Source organism: Microbacterium sp. 2RAF4 (assembly GCF_052115285.1).
GTDB classification, from domain to species: domain Bacteria; phylum Actinomycetota; class Actinomycetes; order Actinomycetales; family Microbacteriaceae; genus Microbacterium; species Microbacterium oxydans.
This window is the reverse complement of sequence record NZ_JBFRGI010000001.1, coordinates 799,283-817,160: the sequence shown is the minus strand read 5'-3', so window position 1 is coordinate 817,160 and position 17,878 is coordinate 799,283. Positions and strand designations below refer to the sequence as shown.

At 68.3% G+C, this 17,878-nt stretch carries 17 protein-coding genes; 13 read left to right on the top strand and 4 right to left on the bottom strand.

Going from position 1 to position 17,878, the window contains the following annotated elements; all coding sequences use genetic code 11:
* Positions 1 to 30 precede the first annotated feature (30 nt).
* The 6 genes from AB4070_RS04010 (at position 31) to AB4070_RS03985 (ending at position 4,432) form a co-directional block, all read left to right on the top strand.
* Entirely contained in the window at positions 31 to 501 is a 471-nt protein-coding gene (locus AB4070_RS04010; RefSeq protein ID WP_441978974.1) for a prepilin peptidase, read from the top strand.
* 49 nt (positions 502 to 550) lie between these two features.
* A complete protein-coding gene (locus AB4070_RS04005) occupies positions 551 to 763 on the top strand; it encodes a hypothetical protein (protein ID WP_046749348.1) in 213 nt (70 codons plus the stop codon).
* Complete coding sequence (locus AB4070_RS04000) at positions 756 to 1,370, top strand: CYTH domain-containing protein (protein ID WP_441978973.1); 615 nt, start codon at positions 756 to 758, stop codon at positions 1,368 to 1,370. The genes AB4070_RS04005 and AB4070_RS04000 overlap by 8 nt, the downstream gene beginning before the upstream one ends.
* A 62-nt stretch (positions 1,371 to 1,432) precedes the next feature.
* Entirely contained in the window at positions 1,433 to 2,593 is a 1,161-nt protein-coding gene (locus AB4070_RS03995) for a type III polyketide synthase (RefSeq protein ID WP_441978972.1), read from the top strand.
* Positions 2,590 to 3,327 carry a methyltransferase domain-containing protein gene (locus AB4070_RS03990; protein WP_441978971.1) on the top strand — a complete coding sequence of 246 codons (738 nt, stop codon included), beginning with the start codon at positions 2,590 to 2,592 and terminating at the stop codon, positions 3,325 to 3,327. The genes AB4070_RS03995 and AB4070_RS03990 overlap by 4 nt, the downstream gene beginning before the upstream one ends.
* On the top strand, positions 3,314 to 4,432 hold the full coding sequence (locus AB4070_RS03985; protein ID WP_441978970.1) for an FAD-dependent oxidoreductase: 1,119 nt from the start codon (positions 3,314 to 3,316) through the stop codon (positions 4,430 to 4,432). Before AB4070_RS03990 ends, AB4070_RS03985 begins: the two co-directional genes overlap by 14 nt.
* Before the next feature lie 66 nt (positions 4,433 to 4,498).
* Here the strand turns inward: AB4070_RS03985 and lpdA are convergent, their stop codons facing one another.
* Together lpdA and AB4070_RS03975 are read right to left on the bottom strand one after the other, a co-directional pair.
* Positions 4,499 to 5,896 (bottom strand): dihydrolipoyl dehydrogenase, encoded by a 1,398-nt coding sequence (gene lpdA / locus AB4070_RS03980; RefSeq protein ID WP_441978969.1) that lies wholly within the window; start codon positions 5,894 to 5,896, stop codon positions 4,499 to 4,501.
* 9 nt (positions 5,897 to 5,905) lie between these two features.
* Positions 5,906 to 6,556, bottom strand: a complete 651-nt coding sequence (locus tag AB4070_RS03975) for a copper resistance CopC family protein (RefSeq protein ID WP_441978968.1) — start codon at positions 6,554 to 6,556, stop codon at positions 5,906 to 5,908.
* A gap of 100 nt (positions 6,557 to 6,656) precedes the next feature.
* On the opposite strand from AB4070_RS03975, the gene AB4070_RS03970 reads away from it, so the two are divergent.
* The 3 genes from AB4070_RS03970 (at position 6,657) to AB4070_RS03960 (ending at position 8,473) form a co-directional block, all read left to right on the top strand.
* Positions 6,657 to 7,142, top strand: a complete 486-nt coding sequence (locus AB4070_RS03970; protein ID WP_046749341.1) for an FHA domain-containing protein — start codon at positions 6,657 to 6,659, stop codon at positions 7,140 to 7,142.
* Positions 7,142 to 7,828: a transcriptional regulator FtsR gene (gene ftsR, locus AB4070_RS03965; protein WP_441978967.1), complete on the top strand. Its 687-nt coding sequence runs from the start codon at positions 7,142 to 7,144 to the stop codon at positions 7,826 to 7,828. The genes AB4070_RS03970 and ftsR overlap by 1 nt, the downstream gene beginning before the upstream one ends.
* A gap of 99 nt (positions 7,829 to 7,927) precedes the next feature.
* Positions 7,928 to 8,473 (top strand): MerR family transcriptional regulator, encoded by a 546-nt coding sequence (locus AB4070_RS03960; RefSeq protein ID WP_046749339.1) that lies wholly within the window; start codon positions 7,928 to 7,930, stop codon positions 8,471 to 8,473.
* 75 nt (positions 8,474 to 8,548) lie between these two features.
* Here AB4070_RS03960 and AB4070_RS03955 read toward each other — a convergent pair whose 3' ends face one another.
* Entirely contained in the window at positions 8,549 to 9,361 is an 813-nt protein-coding gene (locus tag AB4070_RS03955) for a ParA family protein (RefSeq protein WP_046749338.1), read from the bottom strand.
* Between the two features lie 93 nt (positions 9,362 to 9,454).
* Here AB4070_RS03955 and AB4070_RS03950 point away from each other — a divergent pair, with 93 nt between their 5' ends.
* From AB4070_RS03950 to def, 3 genes are all read left to right on the top strand, one after another.
* Positions 9,455 to 12,862, top strand: coding sequence for a pyruvate carboxylase (locus AB4070_RS03950; protein WP_441978966.1), 3,408 nt, complete (start codon positions 9,455 to 9,457; stop codon positions 12,860 to 12,862).
* Between the two features lie 65 nt (positions 12,863 to 12,927).
* Positions 12,928 to 14,643: a MinD/ParA family ATP-binding protein gene (locus tag AB4070_RS03945; RefSeq protein WP_441978965.1), complete on the top strand. Its 1,716-nt coding sequence runs from the start codon at positions 12,928 to 12,930 to the stop codon at positions 14,641 to 14,643.
* Positions 14,643 to 15,134, top strand: coding sequence for a peptide deformylase (gene def, locus AB4070_RS03940; protein ID WP_441978964.1), 492 nt, complete (start codon positions 14,643 to 14,645; stop codon positions 15,132 to 15,134). The genes AB4070_RS03945 and def overlap by 1 nt, the downstream gene beginning before the upstream one ends.
* Positions 15,135 to 15,189: 55 nt before the next feature.
* Here the strand turns inward: def and AB4070_RS03935 are convergent, their stop codons facing one another.
* Positions 15,190 to 17,022, bottom strand: a complete 1,833-nt coding sequence (locus AB4070_RS03935; protein ID WP_441978963.1) for an AMP-dependent synthetase/ligase — start codon at positions 17,020 to 17,022, stop codon at positions 15,190 to 15,192.
* Between the two features lie 151 nt (positions 17,023 to 17,173).
* Here AB4070_RS03935 and AB4070_RS03930 point away from each other — a divergent pair, with 151 nt between their 5' ends.
* Positions 17,174 to 17,863 carry a lysophospholipid acyltransferase family protein gene (locus AB4070_RS03930; RefSeq protein WP_046749333.1) on the top strand — a complete coding sequence of 230 codons (690 nt, stop codon included), beginning with the start codon at positions 17,174 to 17,176 and terminating at the stop codon, positions 17,861 to 17,863.
* The last annotated feature ends 15 nt before the right edge of the window (positions 17,864 to 17,878 follow it).

Genomic DNA, 17,878 nt, shown 5'->3' with positions numbered 1-17,878 from the left:
AGCGCTCCATCGATCTCCTAACCTGCCGGGATGGACATCCGGCTCACCCTCATAGCGCTCGTGCATGCCGCCTTGATCGGCGTCGGGGGCTGGCTCATCGTGATCGACGCCCGCACTCACCGTCTCCCCGATCGGATCGTGCTGCCGACGCTCGGCGTCCTCCTCATGCTCGTGGCCATCGATGCTCTCGCCGCAGGGCAGTGGGCGTCGTCCGTGCGAGCCGCCCTCGGCCTGGTGGTCCTCGGCGGCTTCTACGCCGTGCTGCGGATGGTCAGCCGCACGGGGATGGGTGGGGGAGATGTGAAGCTCGCCGCCGTCATCGGCCTGGTGCTGGGATGGCACGGCTGGCAGGCGCTGATGATCGGGGCGGCTTCGGCATTCGTGCTGGGCGCGCTATACGCGCTGGTGCTCATCCTGTTGCGCAGAGCCGACGGAGCGACCCGCATCGCCTTCGGGCCGTGGATGATCGCCGGCTCCTTCCTCGGGGTCGCCTTCGGCTGAACCCGCACGCCTCGCCCGCATACCGCGACGACGGGGCTACCCTGAGCACATGGCACTCGCACGACTTCACGGCGGCCCGCTCGACGGGCAGATCATCCCCCTCGGGGACGCGGACGACAAGCTGATCGTCCCCTACAGCGAGACGCAGGTGGTGTACAACCGCCGCGGCGAACCGCAGAACACCGGAGAGGGCGACGGTCCCACCGAGGTCGACTACTGGTTCGAGGAGTCGCTCGAGGACCTCACCCTCGAGGATGACTGAGCCGTCCCGCACGGTCGAGGTCGAGCGCAAGTACGACGTCGACCTCGAGACCCCGTTGCCTCGGTGGGAGAAGATCCCCGGTGTCGAGGCAGTCAGCCCAGGAGAGGTCCGCGCCCTGGACGCCCGGTACTTCGACACGGCTGACGGCACTCTCTCCCGTGCCGGAGTGGCGCTGCGTCGTCGCACCGGCGGCCCCGACGAGGGCTGGCACGTGAAGGGGCCGCGACAGGGAGACGGTCGGCTCGAACTCGGCTGGCCACTGGGAGAGGGCGAGACGCTCCCTCCCGCCGTGGCCGAGACCATCTCCGAGTGGACGACAGCCCCGCTCACCCCGCTCGCCCGGATCGAGAACGACCGCACCGCCTATCTGCTCACCGGCCCGCACGGGGTGGTCGCCGAGTTCGTCGACGACCGGGTGCGGGCGACCGATCTGCGCGAGAACGTGACGCGCGAATGGCGTGAGTGGGAGATGGAACTCGGTCCAGCCGCGCCCTCGGACGAGGCGGGACGCGCCGCGTTCTTCGACGCGGTGGAGCAGGCGGTGGCTGCTGCCGGAGGCACGGAATCGGCGTCGGGGTCGAAGCTCGCCAGAGCGCTCGGCGTCTAGGGCGGACAGCGGTCGGGCGCAACCCCTTCCCCCGAAGCGCTGCGCAGTGCTTGAGTGGCACCATGAGCCGACCGCCTGTGCTTCGATCGCTGCAGACGATCGTCCCCGACACCGTTCTCGTACAGGAGCAGGTGCGTGACGTCTTCGCGCAGCAGCCCGATCTGGGAAGGCTCGCGCAACGGATCGTCACGACTTCGTTCAACGTCTCGGGCATCGACACCCGCCATACGGTGATCGATGAGCTGTCACCCGATTCGGACGTCACCGACCCCGTCTTCTTCGACCGCCGAACGGGCATGCTGCTCGCTCCGGGCACGAAAGCGCGCAACGACTTCTACACCCGTGAGGCCACCGTGCTCTTCGTCGAGGCCGCGCGGCGGGCGATCGACGCCGACCCCGACCTCCGCCCCGCCGATGTGACACACGTCATCACGGTCTCCTGCACCGGGTTCCACGCTCCTGGTCCCGAGTACGAGATCGTGCGTGCGCTCGGGCTCTCCGATGCCGTGCAGCGGTTCCACTTCGGGTTCATGGGCTGCTATGCGTCGATGCCGGCGCTCCGGGCGGCGAGTCAGTTCTGCGTCGCGGACGAGAACGCGGTCGTCCTGGTCGTGAGCGTCGAACTGTGCACCCTTCACCTTCGCACCTCGGAGAACCCCGACACGATCGTCGCGTCTTCACTGTTCGCCGACGGTGCAGCCGCAGGAATCGTCACGGCACGCGACCTTCCCTCCCCGGTTCCCGCATTGCGCCTGGATCGTTTCCACACCGCCATCGCGCCGGAGGGCGAGAAGGACATGGCCTGGACGATCGGAGACACCGGTTTCGAGATGATCCTCTCCACGGCCGTCCCGCAGATCATCGGCGAGACCATCATCGGTGCCCTCCGGCCGCTGTACAGTCCGGAAGAGGAACTCGGGCAGGCCTTCGAGGGAGGCGGCGTGGGGGAGGTCGTGCAGCATTGGGCCATCCATCCGGGCGGACGCAGCATCCTCGACAAGGTGCAGGAGCGGCTGAACCTCAGCGACGCTCAGCTGCACCCGGCCAGGGAGGTGCTGCGGAACAACGGCAACATGTCCAGTGCGACCGTGCTGTTCATCCTGAAGCGGATCCTCGAGGAGGAGGGGGCCCGTGTCGGTGACCGCGTCTCCGCGATGGCGTTCGGGCCGGGGCTGACCGCCGAGAGCGCGATGATGACCGTCGTGGCACCGTCTCGTCCATGACCCGGCCTCTCGCGACGCGGGACGTCGACACCCGGGAGCTGATGGACGACCCGGACGCCGATGCGCGGATGCTGGCGCGGACCTATGGGCGGTTCGGGTTCGTGAACGCTCTGGTCTCGCGCCCCGGCAGCCTCTACCGGCGTGACATCCGGCCACGGGCCGCGCACGCCAGGGAGCAGTCGCGCACCGTGCGCATCCTCGACGTCGGTGCGGGCGGGGGAGACCTCTGCCGGCTGCTCGCCTGGAGGCTGCGTCAGGACGGCTTCGATGCAGAGGTCACCGCGCTCGACGCCGACGTGCGTGCGATCCGCTGGGCATCGGCGCACGATCGCGGCGCTGGCATCCGCTACCGTCGTGCCCTCACGACCGAGCTGGTGGCTGCGGGAGAGATCTACGACGTGGTGCTGTCCAATCACGTGCTGCATCATCTCGACGATGCCGAGCTGCGGACGGTGCTCGACGACTCCGTGCAGCTCGTCGCGCCCGGCGGAATGGTCTCGCACCGTGACATCGCCCGGAGCCGCACCGCTCATGCGCTGTTCTCCGCGGCCACCTGGACGATCTCGAGCACCCTCCTCGCGGACTCGTTCATCCGTGAGGACGGGCTCATCAGCATCCGCCGCTCGTACACGGCGGCCGAGCTCAGGGCGATCGCTCCTCCCGGATGGGTCGTCCGCGGCGGCGTGCCCTCTCGACTGGAGCTGCGGTGGGTGGGAGCGCATGCCCGAACATGACGTCCTGATCGTCGGCGCGGGTCCTGTCGGTCTGCTGCTGGCCTGTCTGTTGGCGCAGGAGGGGCTGCAGGTGACGATCTGCGAGCGGCGGGCGGGGACAGACGACCGGACCAGAGCCATCGGGATCCACCGTCCCGGCCTGGACGCCCTGGATGCGGCGGGGGTCGGCGGCGAGGTGCGGGCGGAGGCGCTGCGACTCACGGGCGGCGAGGTGCGCAGCCGTCGGCGGACTCTGGCGACACTGACCTTCGGCCCCGACCGCCCGGTCCTGGTGCTTCCGCAACCTCACACGGATGCGCTGCTGCGCGCCCGTCTGGGCGCGCTCGCTCCCGACGCTCTGGTCGTCGGCTGCGAGGTGCGCGAGGTGCGCCAGAGCAACGACGAGGTCATCGTCGCGACGGAGACGATCGAAGGATCGCGCGAGGTCACCGCATCCATGGCGGTGGTCTCCGACGGGGTGCGGAGCCGACTGCGCGGTGACCTGGGGATCGGCTGGCGTCCTCGGCCGGGGCGCGGGTCGTACTCGATGCTCGACGTGCACGAAGGGACTCCGGGTGATCGCGCGATCCTGCATTGCGAGCCGGATGGACTCGTCGAATGCTTCCCGCTGCCGGGCGGGCGACGTCGATGGGTGGTGGGGGAGGGAGAGGAGGAGGTCGGTTCCGCGGCGGGCTTCCGCACGGCCGTTCGACGGCGCACCGGTCTCGACGTCGACCTCCCGGTGGGCGCGCGGCCGACGTCGTTCATCGCCGCGCAGCACATGGCCACACGGTTGCATCGGGGGCGGGTCGTGCTCCTGGGCGATGCCGCGCACGAGGTCAGCCCGATCGGAGGGCAGGGGATGAACCTGGGGTGGGCCGACGCCGTGCACCTCGCCGAGCAGCTCGTCCGTGCGCTCCCGACACGGATTCCCGACCTCGCCGCCTACGACCATCGGGTGCGTCGGGCTGCCGCCAGGGCAGGACGGCGCTCGAGGTTCTACATGTCGATGGGCGCCCCGGCACCGGCTGCGGTCGTGCAGGGCAGGGAGCTGGTGATGCGCGCCCTCGGGTCGGCGCCGCTGCGTGGTTGGACGACGGGTCTGCTCACGATGCGCGGTATCTGACGCCGGCTCCGAGATGCAGAAGGCCCGGTCCGCTGTGTGCGGACCGGGCCTTCTGCGGATTCTCGATCAGAAGTTGATCATGTGGCCGGCGAGGCCGTGGAAGCCCTCCTGCAGTGCCTCCGACAGGGTCGGGTGGGTGTGCACGTTGCGAGCCAGCTCGAGGGCCGTGAGGTCCCACTTCTGCGCGAGGGTGAGCTCGGGCAGCAGCTCCGACACGTCGGGGCCGATCATGTGCGCGCCGATGAGCTCCAGGTGCTCGGCGTCGGCGATCAGCTTGACGAAGCCGACCGGCTCGCCGAGGCCGTGCGCCTTGCCGTTGGCCATGAAGGGGAAGGTCGCGACCTTGATCTCGCGCCCTTCGTCCTTCGCCTGCTGCTCGGTGAGTCCGAAGGACGCCACCTGCGGCGAGCAGAAGGTCGCCCGCGGCATCATGCGGTAGTCGCCCAGCGTCATGGTCTCGGCGCCGCCGATGGTCTCGGCCGCGACGACACCCTGTGCCTCCGCGACGTGCGCGAGCTGCAGCTTGGCGGTCACGTCGCCGATCGCGTAGATGCCCTCCACATTGGTGCGCATGTGGTCGTCGATGTCGATCGCGCCGCGATCGGTGAGCTTCACACCGGTCTTGTCGAGACCGAAGCCCTCGATGTTCGGGGCGAAGCCGACCGACATGAGAACCTTGTCGGCCTCGATCGACGACTGCTGCCCGTCCTTGCCGGTGTAGGTGACGGTGACGGACGAGCCGTTGTCGACGACGGTCTCGACCTTGGTCGAGGTGAGGATGTCGACGCCGTAGTTCTTGTACTGCTTCGTGATCTCCTTCGACACATCGGCGTCCTCGTTGGGGAGAGCGCGGTCGAGGAACTCGATGATGGTGACCTTGACGCCGTAGTTCGTCATGACGTAGGCGAACTCCATGCCGATGGCGCCGGCGCCGACGATGACGATCGACTTCGGCAGCTCGCGGCTCATGATCTGCTCTTCGTACGTCACGACGTTGTCGCTGAGCGTGACACCGGGGAGCAGGCGCACCTTGGAGCCGGTGGCGATGATCACGTTGTCGAACGTGACCTCCTCGGTGGTGCCGTCGGACTTCGCGACCGAGATCGCCTTCGGGCCGGTGAAGGTGCCGCGACCGTCGTACTCGGTGACCTTGTTCTTCTTCATCAGGAAGTGGATGCCCTTGACACGACCATCGGCCACCACACGGCTGCGGTCGAACGCCTTGCCGTAGTCGATCGTGAACTCGCCGGAGATCCCGAAGAAGTCCGCCTTGTGGTTCAGGGTGTGCGCGAGCTCCGCGTTCTTCAGGAGCGCTTTGGAGGGGATGCAGCCGACGTTGAGGCAGACACCACCCCAGTACTTCTCCTCGATGATGGCGGTGGAGAGACCGAGCTGCGCGCTGCGAACCGCAGCGACGTATCCGCCAGGACCTGCACCAAGGATGACGACGTCGTAGTGTGGCATGCCTTAAGCCTATCGCTCCGAGGGGGCGTCGGAATCGGTGGCAGCCGCGCCTCGGCGGCGGCTCATGACGATCCAGACGACCACGCCGGCGACCACGAGCACAGCGAGGATGGAGACGATCCAGATCGCCGCCGAGCCACCCGCCTCGTCATCCGCGTTCGCGGTCGGCGTGCTCGTCACCTCGGGGGATGCCGTCTGCTCTGCGGTCGGCGCAGCCGTCGTCGGTGCGGCGCTGGGCTCCTCCGTGGCGGCTCCCTCGTCCCCCACGGTCACGGTGAAGGAGTACTCGCCGGAGGTGGGGTGCCCGTCGCTCGAGACGACCTTCCAGATCACGTGATAGGCGCCGGCCGGTCCCGTGCCCTGCAGGGGCTGCGTGACGATCGCACCGTCGACCGTCGCCGGTCCGTCCGTGATCGGGTTCCCCGCGGGGTCGGTCACGACGACCTCGGTCGCGCCCTCTCCGCCGATCAGCTTCGCGCTGAAGGTGAGGGTCAGCGTGTCGGGGACCGTCTCGACCGACTCGTCGGCTGCCGGTGACGACGAGACGAGCGCGTCGTGCGCCGAGGCCGACAGAGGCGAGAGGAACACGAGGAAGGCGGCGAGCAGGGTCGCGGCGAGGGCGATCGGTGCGGCCGAGCGGCTCAGAGCTTTGGTCTTCACGGGTACAGCCTATGAATCCTCGGTATGGGACGGCTGAGTGTGGATGCGCCCTCCCGCGAGCCCCTCGGCATCCGTTAGTCTGGACAACCAGGAGGGCACAGTGACTGACAGCGACAGCCGACCGGCCGGAGAAGCCGCGATCCACCGTTCCGGTGAGCAGAGACACGACGTGACGCAGACGTTCGGACACGATTCCGATCTGTCGTTCGTGCCGTTCGGTGTGGAGCTCACCGACGTCGAGCAGACGGCCATCGCCGCCCTGCCTGCGGGATCGGCTCTTCTGCTGGTCCGCTCCGGGGCACTCGCCGGGGCACGTTACCTCCTCGACACCGATGTGACGACCGTGGGCCGCCACCCCGAGGCCGACATCTTCTTCGACGATGTGACCGTCTCCCGTCGGCATGCGGAGATCACCCGCACGGGATCGACGTTCGAGATCATCGACCAGCGCTCGCTCAACGGCACCTATGTCAACGGCGAGCGCGTCGACCGCAGCACTCTGGCTGACGGCTCCGAACTCCGCGTCGGCAAGTTCCGTCTGAACTTCTTCGCCTCCCCGCAGGACCGCCAGGCGGCGAACGCCTGATGGCGGCCTCTCCCGCCCGCGAACGCTCTGCGTCCGCGGGCCTGCTGAGTATCGGTCAGGTGCTCGCGAGGCTCACCCCGGAGTTTCCCGACCTGACCTCCAGCAAACTGCGGTTCCTCGAGGTGCAGGGCATCGTCAGTCCTTCTCGCACGGACTCCGGCTATCGGAAGTTCTCGGCGTCCGACATCGAGCGTCTCCGTCTCGGACTCACCCTGCAGCGCGATCACTACCTTCCGTTGAGCGTCATCCGCGAACAGCTCGACGAGGTCGACGCCGGCGGGGACTCGACCCCGCTGCTGCCGCCGCCCTCGATCGCCCCGTCGCCCCGTCGCTATCGTCGAGACGAACTCCTCGCCGCGGCGGGAGCGGGCCCGCAGCTTCTCAACGATGCGATCAGCACAGGGGTCATCACCGCACAGGAGAGCTATCCCGAGGCGACGGTGACACTGCTGCGCGGCCTCGTCGCTCTCGACCGTCACGGCATCGAGCCGCGGCACCTGCGCTCGCTGCGTCAGGGCGCCGAACGCGAGGTCGCCCTCATCGAATCCGCCATGTCCGCGCTGCTGCGTCGGACGGACGCCGCGTCACGGGCGAAGGCCAGCGAGCTCGCCCCAGAGCTGGCCTCGCGCATCGACGAGGTGCGATCGCTCTTCGTCAAGGATGCGCTCTCGCGCGTGCTTTCGTAACGAACTGATTGCGACACACCTTCGCGGCCACACGGATGTGATTGCCGGTGCCCTGGCACTGCTCTACCGTGGAAGAAACCGTTCCAGAGAGGATTTCAGATGAATGCGGATGAGCTCGCAGGCGACCCGCGGTTCGTACCCGAACTCCTCTTCACCGACGGACTCCCGGCCATGGATGACGAGGTCGGCTACCGTGGTGCGGTCGCGGCCCGTGCCGCCGGCATCACCTACCGTCAGCTCGACTACTGGGCGCGCACCGAGCTGGTCGAGCCCACCGTGCGCGGCGCGAACGGCTCCGGCTCGCAGCGTCTCTACGGCTTCCGTGACATCCTCGTCCTCAAGCTGGTGAAGAGCCTCCTCGACACCGGCATCTCGCTGCAGCAGATCCGCACGGCCGTCGAAGAGCTCCGGCGTGCCGGTATCCGCGACCTGGCCGGAACCACGCTCATGAGCGACGGAGCCTCGGTCTACCTGTGCACGTCGAACGACGAGGTCATCGACCTCGTCAGCCGCGGGCAGGGTGTGTTCGGCATCGCCGTCGGCAAGGTGCTCCGCGAGGTGGAGTCGACGCTCGTCTCCTTCGACGCGACTGCCCCCGACCCCGTCGACGAGCTGTCGGCGCGCCGGACCAAGCGCTCGGCCTGACACAGCGCCTCACCCACAGACAGAAAACGGCCGTCCTCCAAGAGGGCGGCCGTCTCGCTGTGCGCGTCGGACGTATCAGCTCTGCTGACCGCTCTCGGGGACGGCGATGCGTCCGGTGCGGATGATGCGGTCGAGCAGCTGGTCGAAGTCGGCGGCGAGCTCCTGAGCGGAGTCGCCCGGCCAGATGTGCAGGGGCTTGGCGGCGCCCTGAGCCTGCTGCAGAGACGTGCGCTCCGGAAGCTGCGGGGAGAGCACGAGAGGGCCGAACATGTCGCGAAGCTCCTTGATGCGGAACTGGTGCTCGATGGATTGCGGACGCACGCGGTTCACCACGATGCCGAGCGGCTGGAGTCGCGGCGAGAGGCCGCGGCGGATCTCCTCGATCGCGCGGAGGGCGCGGTCAGCTGCGGCGACGGAGAAGAGGCCGGGCTCGGTGACGACCATGACGCGGTCACTCGCCGCCCACGCCGTGCGGGTCAGGGCGTTCAGCGACGGTGCGCAGTCGACGAGTACGAGGTCGTACTCGGATTCGACGGATGCGAGAGCCTCTTCCAGCTTCCACACGTCGCGCACGCTCGGGTGCGGGCCGTCGAAATTGATCGCGGAGGGGCTGCCGATGAGGACATCGATCGTCCCGGGGTGCACCTTCGCCCACCCGCTGGACGTGATCGCCTGACGGACGACCTTCTCCTTCGGGTTCGCCAGGACATCGGCGATGTTGAGTCGTCCGGCCACCTGGATGTCCATCCCGGTGGAGACGTCGGACTGCGGGTCGAGGTCGACGACGAGAGTCCGGACCCCTCGGGCGAAAGCCGCTGAGGCCAGCCCGAGTGTCACGGTCGTCTTGCCGACGCCTCCCTTGAGAGAGCTGACGCTGAGTACGTGCACGGAGACAACGTTACCTTCCCCTAGGCTGGGGGAACACTCAGCCCCGCCCCATGCGCATCGAAAAAGCTGCGCATCGAGCTCCCAGAGGTGTGCATGTTCCAGAAGATCCTTGTGGCGAATCGCGGCGAGATCGCGATCCGTGCCTTCCGTGCGGCAGTCGAAGTGGGAGCGCGCACCGTCGCGGTGTTCCCCTACGAAGATCGCGGCTCCGTGCATCGGCTGAAGGCCGATGAGGCCTATGAGATCGGTGAACGCGGTCATCCCGTCCGCGCCTACCTCGATGTCGACGAGATCATCCGGGTCGCGCTGGAGTCGGGCGCCGATGCGATCTACCCCGGGTACGGGTTCCTCTCCGAGAATCCCGAGCTCGCCGAGAAGGCCGCAGCGAACGGCATCGTGTTCATCGGCCCACCCTCGAATGTGCTCGAGATGGCGGGGAACAAGGTCGAGGCGAAGCGGCACGCGGTCGAGGCCGGGGTGCCGGTGCTGCGTTCCACAGAGGCCTCCGACGACGTCGACGCGCTCGTAGCCCAGTCGGCGGAGATCGGATTCCCGCTGTTCGCCAAGGCCGTCGCCGGTGGCGGAGGTCGCGGGATGCGTCGTGTCGAGACGGCCGGTGATCTCGCGCCCGCTCTCGCTGAGGCGATGCGGGAAGCTGCGAGCGCCTTCGGTGACGCCAGGATGTTCCTCGAGCAGGCGGTCGTGCGCCCTCGGCACATCGAGGTGCAGATCCTCGCGGACAAGACGGGTGAGACCGTCCACCTGTTCGAGCGCGACTGCTCGGTGCAGCGGCGCCACCAGAAGGTCGTGGAGATCGCCCCGGCGCCGAACCTCGACGACAGCGTGCGGACGGCGCTGCACGGCTACGCCGTCGCCTTCGCCCGGTCCATCGGCTACGAGAACGCGGGAACCGTCGAGTTCCTACTGGAGACCGCGGGGGAGCGCACGGGCGAGGTCGTCTTCATCGAGATGAATCCGCGCATCCAGGTCGAGCACACGGTCACAGAAGAGGTCACCGACGTCGACCTCGTGCAGAGCCAGATGCGCATCGCCTCCGGCCAGACCCTCGCCGACCTCGGTCTGCAGCAGCAGAATCTCCACCTGCGCGGGGCGGCGCTCCAGTGCCGGATCACGACGGAGGATCCCACTCAGGGTTTCCGTCCCGACACGGGCAAGATCACCACCTACCGCTCGCCCGGAGGCGCCGGCATCCGCCTCGACGGCGGCACGGTTCACCAGGGCGCACAGATCAGCCCCCACTTCGACTCGATGCTGGCGAAGCTCACCTGCCGCGGGCGTGACTTCCCCGCGGCCGTCGCCCGCGCACGTCGAGCGCTCGCGGAGTTCCGCATCCGCGGCGTCTCCACCAACATCCCCTTCCTCCAGGCTCTCCTGGAAGACGACGCCTTCATCGCGGGTGACGTCAGCACGTCCTTCATCGACGAGCGTCCCGAGCTGCTGCGTGGTCGGGTCTCCAAGGACCGCGGCACGAAGCTGCTCAACTGGTTGGTCGACGTCACGGTGAACAAGCCGCACGGTGCGCCCCCCGGCGTCGTCGATCCGGTCGCCAAGCTTCCCTCCGTCGATCTGACGGCCGAGCCGGCTCCGGGCTCTCGCCAGAGGCTTCTCGACCTGGGACCGGAGGGTTTCGCCCGCAGTCTCCGCGCGCAGACGGCACTGGCGATCACCGACACCACCTTCCGCGACGCGCATCAGTCCCTCCTCGCCACGCGCGTGCGCACGAAGGACCTCGTCGCCGCGGCTCCCTACCTCGCACGGCTGACCCCCGGGCTGCTGTCGGTCGAGGCGTGGGGAGGGGCGACCTACGACGTCGCACTGCGCTTCCTCGGCGAAGACCCCTGGGAGAGACTCGACAAGCTCAGGGCCGCCCTCCCGAACGTGGCGATCCAGATGCTGCTGCGCGGGCGCAACACGGTCGGATACACCCCGTACCCCACTGCGGTGACCGAGGCGTTCGTCGCCGAGGCGGCCGCCAGCGGTGTGGACATCTTCCGCATCTTCGACGCCCTCAACGACGTCGAGCAGATGCGTCCGGCGATCGAAGCCGTCCGCAACACCGGGTCCGCTGTCGCCGAGGTCGCCCTCTGCTACACCGGTGACCTGCTCGATCCGGCAGAAGACCTCTACACGCTCGACTACTACCTGGGCCTGGCGGATCAGATCGTCGAGGCGGGCGCGCACATCATCGCCATCAAGGACATGGCGGGTCTGCTGCGTCCGGCAGCGGCGGCCAAGCTGGTGACGGCGCTGCGCGAGCGCTTCGACCTCCCCGTGCATCTGCACACGCACGACACCCCCGGCGGCCAGCTCGCCACACTTCTCGCCGCCAGCGCGGCCGGCGTCGACGCGGTGGACGCCGCTTCGGCGCCCCTCTCGGGGAGCACGAGCCAGCCCTCGCTGTCGTCCCTGGTGGCCGCGCTCGCCCACACGGAGCGCGACAGCGGCATCTCCCTGGACGCGGTCTCCGACCTGGAGCCGTACTGGGAGGCGGTCCGTCGCCAGTACGCGCCCTTCGAGTCGGGACTTCCCGGTCCCACGGGCCGCGTCTACCACCACGAGATCCCCGGGGGTCAGCTCTCCAACCTCCGGCAGCAGGCGAAGGCCCTCGGTCTGGCCGACGACTTCGAACTCATCGAGGACATGTACGCCGCTGCCGACCGCATCCTCGGGCGGGTGCCCAAGGTCACGCCGTCGTCGAAGGTCGTCGGAGACCTCGCGCTCCATCTCGCGGCGGTGAAAGCCGACCCGGCCGACTTCGAGGCCAACCCCGAGAAGTACGACGTGCCGGACTCGGTCGTGGGATTCATGGCGGGCGAACTCGGCGACCTGCCCGGCGGATGGCCCGAGCCGTTCCGCACCAAGGTCCTCGCTGGACGGTCGGTGCGCACCGGGATCACGGCGATCACCGCGGACGACGAGGCAGCGCTCGGCGGCACCAGCTCTGAGCGGAGAGCGCGGCTCAACACCCTGCTGTTCCCTGCGCCCAGCGCGGAGTTCGCCGAGCGCCGTGAACTGTTCGGCGACCTCTCCGTGCTCGACACCAGCGACTACCTCTACGGCCTCGTCGCCGGCCAGGAGCACCAGGTCGAGATCGACCGGGGCGTGCGGCTGTACGTGGGACTCGAAGCCATCGGCGACGCGGACGACAAGGGCATGCGCACAGTCATGACCACCCTCAACGGGCAGCTTCGTCCGGTGTTCGTCCGTGATCGCGCGGTCAAGGTCGATGCGATCGAGGTGGAGAAGGCGGACACCTCGGTTCCCGGCCAGGTCGCCGCACCGTTCTCCGGTGTCGTCACGTTGAAGGCCGAGGTGGGGTCCACCGTGCACGCCGGCGAACCCGTCGCATCCATCGAGGCGATGAAGATGGAGGCGGCCATCACCGCACCCGTCGACGGCGTCATCGAGCGGCACGCCATCGCCGAGACGCAGCAGGTGGACGCCGGAGATCTTTTGGTCGTGATCCGTCCGGCGCACTAATCTTGTGCGGGCGAGGGCCGCGCATCCGTGCGCACCCGAGGCTCGCGCAGGCTTGGAGCGACATCGTGACACCGAAGAACACCACCGACCCCGAGGACGACTCGCTGGGGGTGCTCGACGAAGCCGCGTCTCTCGACACGGCCGGTATCGGCATCCTCGGCGGGACGGCCCAGGTCCGTGTGACCCTGCCCATGAACGAGGACGATGATCTCGCCGACGACGGGGTGATCGACGGCGAGGTCATCGGAGACCTCGTGATCGATCCGGTACCCGCCGTCGAGCAGGAGACCGCGTCCCCGCCGAAGACGAAGCCGAAGACGAAGCCGAACCCGCTGCCCGAGGAGCCCTCGACGGACGCGGCAGCGTCGGCGGACGAGCCCCCCGCAGAGCCCGATGTCGTCACCGGTGTGATCGAGCCGCCCGTGATCGAGCCGATCGTGATCGATGTGACAGCGCTCGACCCGGTTCCGCATGCGGATGCCGTCATCGATGCCGTGATCGTCGATCATGAGGAACCCGGGGACTCGATCGCCGACGAACCCGACGCCGTTCGGGAGCGTGCTGCCGAGGAAGAGGCTGCCGAGGAAGAGACTGCCGAGGAAGAGACTGCCGAGGAAGAGACTGCCGAGGAAGAGGCTGCCGCGCGCTTCCTCGCTCAGGCCCGGGCCGAGACGACGGCATCTGCACCGGCGCCCGCCGTGCGGACACCCGCTGAGAAGGAGACCACCGTGTCCATCCCCGAAGAGAGGCCCGTCGTGGCCCAGCCGGCCCGTCCGGCGGGTCGTACGGACGTGACGCTCACGTCGAAGCGCCTGGATGAGCTGGGCGAATCCTCACGCGAATCCGCTGATCTGCTGACGGCCGATCGACTGCTCGATCCGCATCAGATCACGAAGCCCGAGCCGGAGGGAGCGTGGAGTCATCTGCTGTACGCGGTCTCCGGCCGGCGGATCAACATCGGCGACGGTCGTCGCGCGCGGGAGCGCAAAGCCCTCTCCGCGCGGATCGCGGCGCCGATCGCGGGCGGAGCGCGCTTCGTGCCGGTGCTCTCCCGCAAGGGAGGCGTGGGGAAGACCACGATCACCGCGCTCCTGGGCATGGCCCTGGCCGATGCGCGTGAGGACCGCGTGATCGCGGTCGACGCGAACCCTGACCGTGGCACGCTCGCGGAGCGGATCGTGCGACCGAACCACAGCAAGTCGGTGCGCGACCTCGTCCGGATCCACGACGACGTCAAGGGTTACCACGACATCTCCGCGATCGTTGCGCGCGACGCGACACGCCTCGACGTCCTGGCCTCCGATGCCGACCCGCGCATCGCGGAGGCCTTCAGCGACAGCGACTACCGCGACGTCGCGGATGTCGCCGCTCACTACTACTCGCTCGTCCTCACCGACACGGGGACGGGGATCGTCCACTCGGTGATGTCCGCGACTCTCGACCTGGCGGATCAGATCGTCATCGTCTCGGGGCTCAGCGTGGACGAGGCGAGACTCGCTTCCGAGACGCTCACATGGCTCGAGACCAACGGGTACGCGGAGCAGGCGCGAGAGGCGATCGTCGTCCTCAACCAGTCGACGCCGGGCGCTCCGCTCGTGCGTCTGAACGAACTGCAGGCGCACTTCGCCACGCGGGCCCGGAGTGTCGTCCGCGTGCCCTACGACCCGCAGATCGCCGGGGGCGGAGCGATCGTGTTCGCCAACCTCCTGCCGGAGACTCGGATCGCCGCTCGTGAACTCGCCGCGTTGCTCGTCGAGGGCCTCCGGGCGAAGGCCGCCTGATGGCCGTCCGTGAGATCCGCATCTTCGGCGACCCTGTCCTGCGCACGGTCTGCGCCCCGATCGAGGAGATCGACGACGGAGTGCGCGCCCTCGTCGCAGACCTGGTCGACACCGTCGAGCTCCCGGGGCGCGCAGGCGTGGCTGCGCCTCAGATCGGCGTCGCCCTGCGCGCGTTCAGCTACAACATCGATGGCGACATCGGCTATGTCCTCAACCCCGTGCTGGCCGAGGTCCGCGGCGAGCCCGAGCCGACGGGGGAGGGCTGCCTCTCGGTCCCCGGGCTGTGGCACGACGCGCAGCGCCATCCGTGGGCACGCGTCGAAGGAATCGACCTCGACGGCAACCCGGTGGTCCTCGAAGGTGAGGGGCTCCTCGCCCAGGCTCTGCAGCACGAGACAGATCACCTCGACGGCAAGCTCTTCCTGACCCGCCTCGACCCGGAGACGCGCAAGGTCGCGATGCGGGAGGTGCGGGAGAGCTCCTGGTTCTGATGAGCACACGAAGAAGGGCCCCGCACGTGCGGGGCCCTTCTTCGTGTGCTCAGCGTCAGCCGCCGATGGGGACGTTCGTGGTGGCGACGGGCTCGTCATAGATCGCGGCGATCTCGTCGGCGAAGTCGTTCATGATGATGTTGCGCTTGATCGAGAGCTTGGGCGTCAGGTGACCGGAGGCCTCCGTCCACTCGGAGTCGAGGATCGTGAACTTGCGGATCGACTCCGCGCGGGAGACCCGGCCGTTCGCGGCGTCGACCGCACGCTGTACCTCCGCGCGCACCGCCGCGTTCTTCGACGCATCGGCGAGCGACATCGTGCCGTCGAGTCCGTTGTTCGCGAGCCACGTCGGGAGCATCTCCGGGTCGAGCGTGACCAGGGCTGAGATGAACGGACGCTGGTCGCCGACCACGACGACCTGGCCGATGATCGGATTCGCCCGGATCGGGTCCTCGAGCGCGGCGGGTGCGACGTTCTTGCCGCCGGCGGTGACGATGATCTCCTTCTTGCGACCGGTGATCGTCAGGAATCCCTCGGAGTCGAAGCTGCCGATGTCGCCCGTGTGGAACCAGCCGCCTTCGCTGAAGGCGTCGGCCGTCGCTTCCGGGTTGTTCCAGTACTCCTTGAACACGTTGATGCCCCGGACCTCGATCTCGCCGTCGTCGGCGAGGCGCACACCGACGCCGGGGAGAGCGGGGCCGACGGTGCCGATCTTCGACTTGTCTGCCAGGTTCACCGTCGCGGGGGCCGTCGTCTCCGTCAGGCCGTAGCCCTCGAGGATCACCACGCCGAGGCTGTGGAAGAAGTGTCCGAGTCGTGAACCCAGGGGAGCGGAGCCGGACACCGCGTAGACGACGTTGCCGCCCATGGCCTCACGGAGCTTGCTGTAGACGAGCTTGTTGAACAGCGCGAACTTGAGCTTCATGCCGAACGGGATCGGCTTGCCCTCCTCGAGCAGCTTCGAGTGCTCGACTGCGACGTCGGCGGCGGCGCGGAAGATCTTCCCCTTGCCCCCGGCTTCCGCCTTCTGCTCCGCCGAGTTGTAGACCTTCTCGAAGACGCGCGGTACTGCGAGGAGGAAGGTCGGCTTGAACGATCCGAGTGCAGGCAGGAGCTGGCGCGTGTCGGGCTGGTGCCCCGTGCGCACTCCGGCATGGACATCGAGGATCGAGATGAATCGCGCGAACACGTGCGCGGTGGTGATGAAGAGGAGCGTGGAGGCGCCGGGTGTCTGGACGACTTCGTCCAGGGCCTTCGCCGAATTGCGCGACAGCTCGACGAAGTTGCTGTGAGTGAGGACGCAGCCCTTCGGGCGGCCTGTCGATCCCGAGGTGTAGATCAGCGTCGCGATGTCGGAACCGACCGCGAGGTTTCGTCGGCGCTCGATCTCGGAGTCGCTCACCGACGCGCCCTGGGCCGTCAGGGTGTCGATCGCTCCGAGGTGCAGCTGCCAGACTTCGCGGAGCAGCGGCAGGTCGCCGCGCACCTCGTCGACTCGGGCGAAGTGCTCGGGCGACTCCACGATGAGCGCGATCGCACCGGAGTCCTCGAGGATCCACTGGATCTGCGAGGGGGAGCTGGTCTCGTAGATCGGCACCATCACGGCGCCGGCGTAGAACAACGCGAAGTCGACGAGGGTCCACTCGTACGTGGTGCGGGCGAGGAAGCCGACCTTCTCTCCGGGCTGGATGCCTGCTGCGGCGAAGCCCTTCGCGAGCGCGATAACCGCGGTCTGGAAGTCGGCGGCGGAGATGTCGCGCCACCCGTCTCCCTCCGGGACCGAGAACAACGCCCGATCCGGCGTCGCCTCCACGCGCTTCACCAGGAGGTCGGCGACGTTCGCGTCGGGATCGGCGGGGACGATCGCGGGGACTTCAAACTGGACCACGGCAGCTCCTTCGGTACCGGTCGGGCACGGACTTCCATCGAGTCTAGGGCATGGAACCCAGTCGCTCTCCAGGTGGAACTGGGTCGCGCAGGCAGGAGAGGCTCGGAGACCGCTCGGTCGGAACCCGGGCGCGGCGCTAGACTTCACCACGATGTTCTACTGGCTGATGAAGTACGTGGTGATCGGCCCCGTGGTCAAGGCGGTGTTCCGCCCGTGGATCGTGGGGAGGAACAACGTGCCCGCGAACGGGGCGGCGATCCTGGCGAGCAACCATCTCTCGTTCGCAGACTCCATCTTCCTTCCGCTGGTCATCGACCGATCGATGTCCTTCCTGGCCAAGAGCGACTACTTCACCGGCCGGGGCCTCAAGGGCTGGGCGACGAAGTTCTTCATGAAGGCCACCGGGCAGATCCCCATCGACCGATCAGGTGGCAAGGCCTCCGAGGCGTCACTCAACACGGGGCTCCAGGTGCTGGGCGGTGGCGACCTGCTCGGGATCTACCCCGAGGGCACCCGCAGCCCCGACGGCAAGCTGTATCGGGGCCGGACCGGCATCGCCAGGATGGCGCTCGAGGCGAAGGTCCCCGTCGTGCCGGTGATCATGGTAGACACCGACACGGCGATGCCCATCGGAAGGCGACTGCCCCGCATCGTGCGAGTCGGAATCGTGATCGGGGAGCCGCTCGACTTCTCTCGTTACGCCGGCATGGAGAACGATCGGTACATCCTCCGCTCGGTCACGGACGAGATCATGGTGGCTCTCCAGCGCCTCGGTGAGCAGAAGTACGAAGACGTCTACGCGTCGACGGTCAAGGACCGGATCCCGACCCGCGTCACATAGGCCCGACGCGGATCT

What these genes read in the sequence shown, in the direction of transcription:
- AB4070_RS04010 (WP_441978974.1), top strand. Translation starts at nt 31, where the DNA reads ATGGACATCCGGCTCACCCTCATAGCGCTCGTGCATGCCGCCTTGATC.
- AB4070_RS04005 (WP_046749348.1), top strand. Translation starts at nt 551, where the DNA reads ATGGCACTCGCACGACTTCACGGCGGCCCGCTCGACGGGCAGATCATC.
- AB4070_RS04000 (WP_441978973.1), top strand. Translation starts at nt 756, where the DNA reads ATGACTGAGCCGTCCCGCACGGTCGAGGTCGAGCGCAAGTACGACGTC.
- AB4070_RS03995 (WP_441978972.1), top strand. Translation starts at nt 1,433, where the DNA reads ATGAGCCGACCGCCTGTGCTTCGATCGCTGCAGACGATCGTCCCCGAC.
- AB4070_RS03990 (WP_441978971.1), top strand. Translation starts at nt 2,590, where the DNA reads ATGACCCGGCCTCTCGCGACGCGGGACGTCGACACCCGGGAGCTGATG.
- AB4070_RS03985 (WP_441978970.1), top strand. Translation starts at nt 3,314, where the DNA reads ATGCCCGAACATGACGTCCTGATCGTCGGCGCGGGTCCTGTCGGTCTG.
- lpdA (WP_441978969.1), bottom strand. Translation starts at nt 5,896, where the DNA reads ATGCCACACTACGACGTCGTCATCCTTGGTGCAGGTCCTGGCGGATAC.
- ftsR (WP_441978967.1), top strand. Translation starts at nt 7,142, where the DNA reads ATGGCGGCCTCTCCCGCCCGCGAACGCTCTGCGTCCGCGGGCCTGCTG.
- AB4070_RS03960 (WP_046749339.1), top strand. Translation starts at nt 7,928, where the DNA reads ATGAATGCGGATGAGCTCGCAGGCGACCCGCGGTTCGTACCCGAACTC.
- AB4070_RS03950 (WP_441978966.1), top strand. Translation starts at nt 9,455, where the DNA reads ATGTTCCAGAAGATCCTTGTGGCGAATCGCGGCGAGATCGCGATCCGT.
- def (WP_441978964.1), top strand. Translation starts at nt 14,643, where the DNA reads ATGGCCGTCCGTGAGATCCGCATCTTCGGCGACCCTGTCCTGCGCACG.
- AB4070_RS03930 (WP_046749333.1), top strand. Translation starts at nt 17,174, where the DNA reads ATGTTCTACTGGCTGATGAAGTACGTGGTGATCGGCCCCGTGGTCAAG.